10 protein-coding genes are annotated in these 7,251 nt (G+C 67.8%); 6 read left to right on the top strand and 4 right to left on the bottom strand.

Annotated features, from left to right (window positions below):
• The 3 genes from Vqi01_RS29755 to recD2 all read right to left on the bottom strand — a co-directional run.
• The coding region (locus Vqi01_RS29755; RefSeq protein ID WP_204038458.1) for an RCC1 domain-containing protein at positions 1–1,225 on the bottom strand (1,225 nt) is incomplete at its 3' end.
• 75 nt (positions 1,226–1,300) lie between these two features.
• Complete coding sequence (locus Vqi01_RS29750) at positions 1,301–1,657, bottom strand: hypothetical protein (RefSeq protein WP_204038457.1); 357 nt, start codon at positions 1,655–1,657, stop codon at positions 1,301–1,303.
• 21 nt (positions 1,658–1,678) lie between these two features.
• Positions 1,679–3,889 (bottom strand): SF1B family DNA helicase RecD2, encoded by a 2,211-nt coding sequence (gene recD2, locus Vqi01_RS29745; RefSeq protein ID WP_204038456.1) that lies wholly within the window; start codon positions 3,887–3,889, stop codon positions 1,679–1,681.
• 464 nt (positions 3,890–4,353) lie between these two features.
• On the opposite strand from recD2, the gene Vqi01_RS29740 reads away from it, so the two are divergent.
• The 4 genes from Vqi01_RS29740 (at position 4,354) to Vqi01_RS29720 (ending at position 5,886) form a co-directional block, all read left to right on the top strand.
• Positions 4,354–4,611: a transcriptional regulator gene (locus Vqi01_RS29740; RefSeq protein ID WP_204038455.1), complete on the top strand. Its 258-nt coding sequence runs from the start codon at positions 4,354–4,356 to the stop codon at positions 4,609–4,611.
• 95 nt (positions 4,612–4,706) lie between these two features.
• A complete protein-coding gene (locus tag Vqi01_RS29735) occupies positions 4,707–4,874 on the top strand; it encodes a hypothetical protein (RefSeq protein ID WP_204038454.1) in 168 nt (55 codons plus the stop codon).
• 218 nt (positions 4,875–5,092) lie between these two features.
• Positions 5,093–5,275 (top strand): P-loop NTPase family protein, encoded by a 183-nt coding sequence (locus tag Vqi01_RS31190; protein ID WP_239098770.1) that lies wholly within the window; start codon positions 5,093–5,095, stop codon positions 5,273–5,275.
• A 38-nt stretch (positions 5,276–5,313) separates the two neighbouring features.
• Positions 5,314–5,886, top strand: coding sequence for a nucleotidyltransferase domain-containing protein (locus Vqi01_RS29720; RefSeq protein ID WP_239098769.1), 573 nt, complete (start codon positions 5,314–5,316; stop codon positions 5,884–5,886).
• A gap of 28 nt (positions 5,887–5,914) precedes the next feature.
• On the opposite strand, the gene Vqi01_RS29715 is transcribed toward Vqi01_RS29720, so the two are convergent.
• On the bottom strand, positions 5,915–6,652 hold the full coding sequence (locus Vqi01_RS29715) for a nucleoside/nucleotide kinase family protein (protein WP_204038453.1): 738 nt from the start codon (positions 6,650–6,652) through the stop codon (positions 5,915–5,917).
• On the opposite strand from Vqi01_RS29715, the gene Vqi01_RS29710 reads away from it, so the two are divergent.
• Both Vqi01_RS29710 and Vqi01_RS29705 read left to right on the top strand, forming a co-directional pair.
• Complete coding sequence (locus Vqi01_RS29710) at positions 6,638–6,853, top strand: hypothetical protein (RefSeq protein ID WP_204038452.1); 216 nt, start codon at positions 6,638–6,640, stop codon at positions 6,851–6,853. The two genes, Vqi01_RS29715 and Vqi01_RS29710, sit on opposite strands and share 15 nt — an antisense overlap.
• Before the next feature lie 124 nt (positions 6,854–6,977).
• Positions 6,978–7,251 (top strand): hypothetical protein (locus Vqi01_RS29705; protein WP_204038451.1); only part of this gene is annotated, 274 nt, incomplete at its 3' end.

The following is a 7,251-nucleotide window of genomic DNA, read 5'->3' as shown; positions in this document are numbered from 1 at the left end:
GAACCACCTGCCCCGGGGTCGTCCGGCCGGTGGTGGTGCCGTCACCGAGCTGCCCGAGGAAGTTGTCGCCCCAGCACCACAGGCTGCCGTCGGTGCGCGCCGCACAGCCGTGGTGGGACACCGCCAGACCCCCCGTCCAGGTCGTCGCGGTGCCGACCTGGGTCGGGGCCGACCGGTGGGTGGTGGTGCCGTCACCGACCTGACCGTAGGTGTTCCTGCCCCAGCACCACAGGCTGCCGTTGGTACGGGCCGCGCAGGACGAGTCGATACTCGTCTCGACCCGCGCCCAGGTGGTGGCGGTACCGACCTGCAGTGGCGTGGTCTGGTAGCCGCTGCCCCCGCCCACCTGGCCGTACCCGTTCTCGCCCCAGCACCACAGGGTCCCGTCGGTGCGGACCGCACAGGTGTGGACGTACCCGGTCGTCACCCCGGACCACGTGGTCGCGGTGCCCACCTGGGTCGGGGTCGCCTTGAAGCTCAGGATGCCGAGACCGAGCTGCCCGTCGGAACTGCTGCCCCAGCACCACAGGGTTCCGTCGGTGCGGACGGCGCAGCTGTGCGCGTACCCGGTGGCGACCTTCGCCCAGGTGGTCGCCGTGCCGACCTGCAGGGGGGTGGTCGACATCAGAGGGGTCGTACCGATGCCGAGCTGGGCGTGACCGTTCAGGCCCCAGCACCACAGGGTGCCGGTGGTCCGGATCGCGCAGGTGTGGTTGTTGCTGGTGCTGACGCTGGCCCAGGTGGTGGCGTCGCCGATCCGCACGGGGCTGTTCCGGGTCGTGGTGGTTCCGTCGCCGAGCTGCCCGTTGTTGTTGGCACCCCAGCACCACAGCGTTCCATCCGTGCGCACCGCGCAGGTGTTGCTCCTGCCGGCGTCGACCTGCGCCCAGGTGGTGGCATCGCCGATCCGGACCGGAGCGGTCCGGCTCGTGGTGGTCCCGTCCCCGAGCTGGCCGTTGAAGTTGTTGCCCCAGCACCAGAGCGTCCCGTCGGTACGGATCACACAGGTGTGCAGATCGCCCGTGGCGACCTGGGACACCGCCGCGGCGGCGACCGAGGCGCTCGACGTACCCCGGTCGGCGGGGCTGCCGCCCGCCGTGGCCGCGCCCGCCGTAAGGCCGACGGCGAGCACGGTGATTCCCACGACGGCTGTCGCTGCTGCGGCGGCGGCCCGGGCTGCCTGCCGCCACCGTGTCCGCAGCCGGCCCTCCTGATGTTCCTTCATGTCCTGTTCTCCCAAGGCATCGTCGTGTTCTGCAGAGCGGAGGCGGCGCTGCCTCGGTAGGTCGCCAGCGACCTGTCACGTCATATCGATCAGCACGGTTGGCTGACTGGACGAACTCGATCCCGGACTACGGGCACGGCACGGCAGCATGGCTCGCCGGCATGCTGCGAGCGCGATCAAACGCACCGTGGCAGGCGGGTTGACGTTGCCCAGACGTCGCCCATGCCCCCAGCCGATACAAGAGGGTCGGGTGTACCCGCACGGATGGCCCGCGGTAATCCTGCCGTACACCAAAACAACCGTCAATATCACTTTCTGGCGCTGGAAATTTTTCGTCGATGCTGTCCACCTGCTGATCGCGACGAAGAAGGTGTCTCCGTCGAGGATGCGCTGCGGCTGGTAGAAGCCATTGTTCAGGTAGCGCCGGCCCACAGCCCTGGTTGTCCACGTTGGTCAGTTGAGGCGGTGGTCGAGGGCGGTGTGGCGGCGGCCGGCGCCGACGGTACGTACGGCGGCGGCGAGGGCGCGGCGGGAGCCGACGAGGACGACGAGTTTTTTGGCACGGGTGACGGCGGTGTAGAGCAGGTTGCGTTGCAGCATCATCCAGGCGCTGGTGGTGAGGGGGATGACGACTGCGGGGTATTCGGAGCCCTGGGATCGGTGGATCGTCATGGCGTAGGCGTGAGCGAGTTCGTCGAGTTCGTCGAACTCGTAGTCGATGTTCTCGTCCTCGTCGGTGCGTACCGTGAGGGTTTGCTCTTCTGCGGACAGAGTGGTGACGATGCCGAGGGTGCCGTTGAAGACGCCGGCTTGGCCCTTGTCGTAGTTGTTGCGGATCTGGGTGACCTTGTCGCCGACGCGGAACACCCGGCCGCCGGCGCGTCGTTCGGGTTGGCCTTCGCGGTGTGGGGTGAGGTGCTGCTGAAGCAGGGTGTTCAGCGCGCCGGCGCCGGCGGGGCCGCGATGCATGGGGGTGAGGACCTGCACGTCCCGGCGGGGGTCGAACCCGAACTTGGTGGGGATGCGGGTGTAGGCGACATCGACGGTGAGCGCGGCGGTGGCGTCGGTGTCGTCGCTGGCGAACAGGAAGAAGTCCGGCAGTCCTTGCAGCAGGGGTGGGCGACCGGCGTTGATGCGGTGAGCGTTGGTGACCACACCGGACTGGGCGGCCTGACGGAAGATCTGCGTCAGCCGCACCCGGGGAATGCTGGGGGCAGCGAGGAGGTCCCGCAGGACTTCGCCGGCACCGACGGAGGGAAGTTGATCGACGTCGCCGACGAGCAGCAGATGCGCGCCGGGCGGGATGGCTTTGACGAGTTTGTTGGCCAGGATCAGGTCGAGCATGGAGGCCTCGTCGACGACGAGCAGGTCGACGTCGAGGGGGTTGTCGCGGTCGTAGGAGGCGTCGCCGCCGGGGCGTAGTTGAAGAAGCCGGTGCACGGTGGCGGCGGGGTGGCCGGTGAGTTCGGCGAGACGTTTGGCGGCGCGGCCGGTGGGCGCGACGAGGGTGACCTTGGCTTTCTTCGCTGCGGCGAGTTCGACGATCGAGCGGACCGTGAAGCTCTTACCGCAGCCCGGCCCGCCGGTCAGGACCGCGACCTTGGACGTCAGGGCCAGGCGTACGGCCTGCTGCTGTTCGGGGGCGAGGTCGTGGCCGGTTCGGGCCTTGAGCCAGGTCAGGGCTCTGTCCCAGTCGACGGTGTGAAAATGGGGCAGCCGGTCGGCGCGGTCGTTCAGCAGCCGCAGCAACGACCCCGCCAGGGACTGCTCCGCGCGGTGAAACGGCACCAGATACACCGCCGGCAGCAACTGCTGGCCGTCACCGCCCGGCACCATCTCCCGGACCACACCCTCCCCGGCGACCAGGTCGTCGAGACAGCGGGTGACAAGGTCGGCGGGCACGTCGAGAATCTTCGTGGCGTCAGCGACCAGGTTCGGCTCGGGCAGGTAGCAGTGCCCGGAGTCGGTGGCCTCGGACAGCGTGTACTGCAAACCGGCCATCACCCGCTGCGGGCTGTCGTGCGGAATCCCCACCGACCTGGCGATCGCATCAGCGGTCTTGAAACCAATCCCCCACACGTCCGCGGCCAGCCGGTACGGCTCCTTGGTCACCACGTCGGTCGAGGCGTCGCCGTACTGCTTGTAGATCCGGACCGCCAACGACGTCGACACCCCGACACCCTGAAGAAAGACCATCACCTCCTTGATGGCCTTCTGCTCCTCCCACGCCGCAGTGATCCTCGCCGTGCGTTTCGGACCCAGCCCGGGCACCTCGACCAGCCGCCCCGGCTCATCCTCGATGACCCGCAACGTGTCCAGACCGAAGTGCGCCACGATCCGCTCGGCGAACACCGGCCCGATCCCCTTCACCAAACCCGAACCCAGATACCGCTGAATGCCCTGAATCGTCGCCGGCAACACCGTGGTGTACGAGTCGACCTCAAACTGCCGCCCGTACTGCGGATGCGACGACCAACGACCCTGCAACCGCAAGCTCTCCCCCGGCTGCGCCCCCAGAAGCGCACCCACCACCGTCAACAAGTCGCTGCTACGGTCAGTGGACACCCGCGCCACCGTGTAGCCCGTCTCCTCGTTGACATACGTCAACCGCTCCAACACCGCCTCCAGCACGGCAGGCGGACGACGAACGGGTGCAGCAGTCACCCCACCATCCTGCCCTCCACCCCAAACCCGCCTCCCACCAGTGCACACTGCTCGGCAGTCCGCTGCACGCCCGCAGACGGATCGGTTGCCAACCACCGCTTCGTGCACCGAAACCGCGATCGCGGCAAGATCCATGCTGATGCCAGCTTGATCGCTCAACCGACCAACTACGCGAGATCTGCGCAGTCTGTCCGAGTCACGGACGGTGCCGACGGTTCGGGAGTGCTCGGCGTGGGCGATCCGGTGGAGTTCGCTGGCCAGCGCCTTGGGTCGAAGACCCTATCGGGCCATCTCGTCGATGTCGCCGCGAAAGCGGTGGGGAATGGGCTGCGATGGTGAGGTGACGACATCACCGAGATGGTGGGGCCGGGGGCATGCGGTCAGGTACCTTCGCAGCCCGACGAGCACTCAGCAGTCCACGTACGTGGAACTGTTCTTCGATCTGGTCCCGCTAGGGTGCCACTGTGGCCGCCCCAGAAACACCTGAGCAGATCACGCGCACCCGCACGGTGACCGCCGAAGCGATCCTCGGCAATCGCGCCGATCTCCGCGGATACCCCTATCGATTGCTGTCCGTCGTAGCCCGGCGAGGGATCGGCGGCGACCAGATCACGCAGGCCGTAGCGGCTGCGGAGGTGCTTGAGGCGTTCGGCTGGGAACTTGTGACCGTCGCTGAATTAGCCAGTAGCAGGATGGTCTACGCCGTTCTCCGTCGACGATGACACGCAGCAGGAGATCGTGGCGGCAGCGGGGGGGGTCCGGCGCCGCGGACGTCAGCGGCTCATTGCCTGACGGTCCGCGCCAGAACGCCGCGATCGTGCGGACCGTCGGCGACGCGTCACCGGAGAGCGCACCCCGCCTCCTCGCCCTCGCCCTCGACGGCGTACACACCGGCAGCCCCACCGCCCTGCCCGAGCCGCCCCCGCCGGAACGCCTCGTACGCGCACTGCAACGACTGCCCATCATCAGCCGCAAACCGACGTGACGATCGGGGCACCCCCGCCGGCATGACCGCCCGAAGCTCCTCCGCACCGCGAGATCCATGCGGGGACGCAGGTACTGACAGAATGCAACCGCCTGAAAGACCAGCCATGACAGCATTGGACGCAACGAAGCCCTTGATACCAACCTTGGTGATCATTCGCGGCAACTCCGGCAGCGGAAAGACCACCGCCGCACGCGAGGTCCGCCGCCGCTTCGGACGTGGCACCGCCCTGCTGGAACTGGTACACCCACCGCGACCTGCTCGACATAGCCGGCGAAACCGTCATCAGCGAGACCAGCACCTTCGAACAGACCGTCACCACGATCCTGCACACCAGCGGCCTCACCACCGCCGCACCACAAACCCCCTGCCCCCGGCGCTGCCGGCACTGCGCCCGCTAATCCAAGCGTTCGGAGTGGCGCTTGGGTAGGTTGCCGGAGTGATCGAGCTTGTCACGCAACGCACCGTTCTTGCGGTGGTGGTCGGATCACGGGCGTACGGACTCCACGGTCCCGACTCCGACTACGACCGGCGCGGTGTGTACGTGGCGCCGACCCGCGCGTTCTGGCGTCTCGACAAACCACCCACCCACCTCGACGGGCCGGCGGGAAAGGAACCTGCAGTGACCATCGAGGTGCCGCCGTGGGCCGCCGACGCCGCCCGCGCGCTACCCCACCCCCTGCTGTTCGCCACCGTCAGCGGCGCCCACCTGTACGGATTCGCCTCCCACGACTCCGACCTGGACCTACGCGCCGCACACCTCCTACCCGCGGCCGACGTCGTCGGCCTGCGCACCGGCCCACAAACCCTGCAACAAACCGGCGTACGCGACGGAGTCGAGCTCGACGTGGTCAGCCACGACCTCCTGGAATTCGCCACACTCCTCAACAGCCGCAACGGATACGTCCTGGAACAACTACTGTCCCCGCTGGTGCTCGTGACCACCCCCGTGCACGCCGAACTCACCTCACTGGCCCCACAACTGATCACCCGCCACCACGCTCACCACTAGGTCCTGTCACCGGGCGCCGACGTCCCGTCTACCGGTCCTTCTGCGCACGCAGCATCCTCGGCTGGTCGAACAGGACGTTGTCGATGACCACATCAACGAACCGTAGTGGGTCCACCTCGGCAAGATACAGCCGTTCGGCGACCAGATAACGGTCTCGGTGCACCGCTTCAGCCTCCGCGCCGGCCCAGGTCTGATCCCGATGGGTCCCCCGGCGCACCGACGTCTGCTCGTCAATGTCGAGCCAGATCCGGAAGTCCCAGTGGTCGTTGAGCTGCGGACGAAACGCGAAAACGCCATCGACGATCAGCACCGCGTCCGCTGCTGCACGAGTGACAACGTCACGGTGCTCGCGCTGGGTCAGCGGGTCGATGCTGCACAGCACACACGCACCCGAACCCTGAGGACCGGCCGGTTCCAACAACAACCGCACGACCGAGTCATAGTCAAAGGCGTTGCGGTAGTAGCCCTCGCCCGATTCGCGGTCATACAGATGCCGATCTCGCCATGGCTTCTTGAAGTCGTCCAGGCTCGCGCGCAGCACCGGTCGGCCACGCGAGTTGATCTGCTGCGCCAACTCGTGGCCGAAGCTGGTCTTGCCAGCGGCCGTCAGCCCGTCGATGCCCACCCGTAGGCGCCCGTCACCACACGCCAACACGCGTTCGGCGACGTCGGCGACCAACGCCGCACGGTGCGCCGACACAGTCGCCGGCAGCGGCTGCTGCCACGTCGACACCGACAGCTGCACCGCCCCGTGGCCACCATCCATGAACTGAACCTATCCCAGACTGTCGAAGGGCCGGTCGCCCACCTCGCCGCACCTCGGTTGTGGCTGCGGCTTCGCTGGGCCGCCTGGCGCGCAGCCAGCAGCGCCATCACCGCTGACGACGCCCAGGAACTGCCGCTCGAGCTGGCCAGCGGCTCACGGCTGCCGCAGATGCTCTACAGGCACCCCGACCTGGCTGGATAAACCTGCCCGTTCGCGGCACGAGGCCGTTCCCTATGGGAAACTCCCTTCTCCAGCCCCTGGTGTGGAACCCTTCTCGTCCCGGCGGTGTCGACCATTCGTACATCTACCGGGAGGAGACTGCCGTATGCCCGCCACGCCGCGCCGCGAGCTGATGGTCTGGAGTGAGGCCGAGCCACCTGGTGGCGAGCTATCGCCTGGCCGGCGGCCGCAGGCCGCAGGTCGGTGGCGTCGCCGAGTTGGTAGCGCCTTCATCGCGGCGGCGTTGTTGGCGGCGATCGGCGTTTCGGTCATGCACAGGGCACCTGGCGAGAAGGTCAGCCGGGGCAGCGCGGCGGCGGCGATCGCGACGTACTCCGACAATGCTGTTACCGAAGTGGATGCCGGTGAGGTGAACAGCG

The sequence above is a fragment of the Micromonospora qiuiae genome (genome assembly GCF_016863555.1).
Lineage (GTDB): Bacteria > Actinomycetota > Actinomycetes > Mycobacteriales > Micromonosporaceae > Micromonospora > Micromonospora qiuiae.
This window is presented reverse-complemented; position numbering and strand designations above follow the sequence as displayed.

Bases quoted from the DNA above. Each gene is read 5' to 3' on its own strand.
- Vqi01_RS29715 (WP_204038453.1), bottom strand. From the start codon at position 6,652: ATGGATGGTGGCCACGGGGCGGTGCAGCTGTCGGTGTCGACGTGGCAG.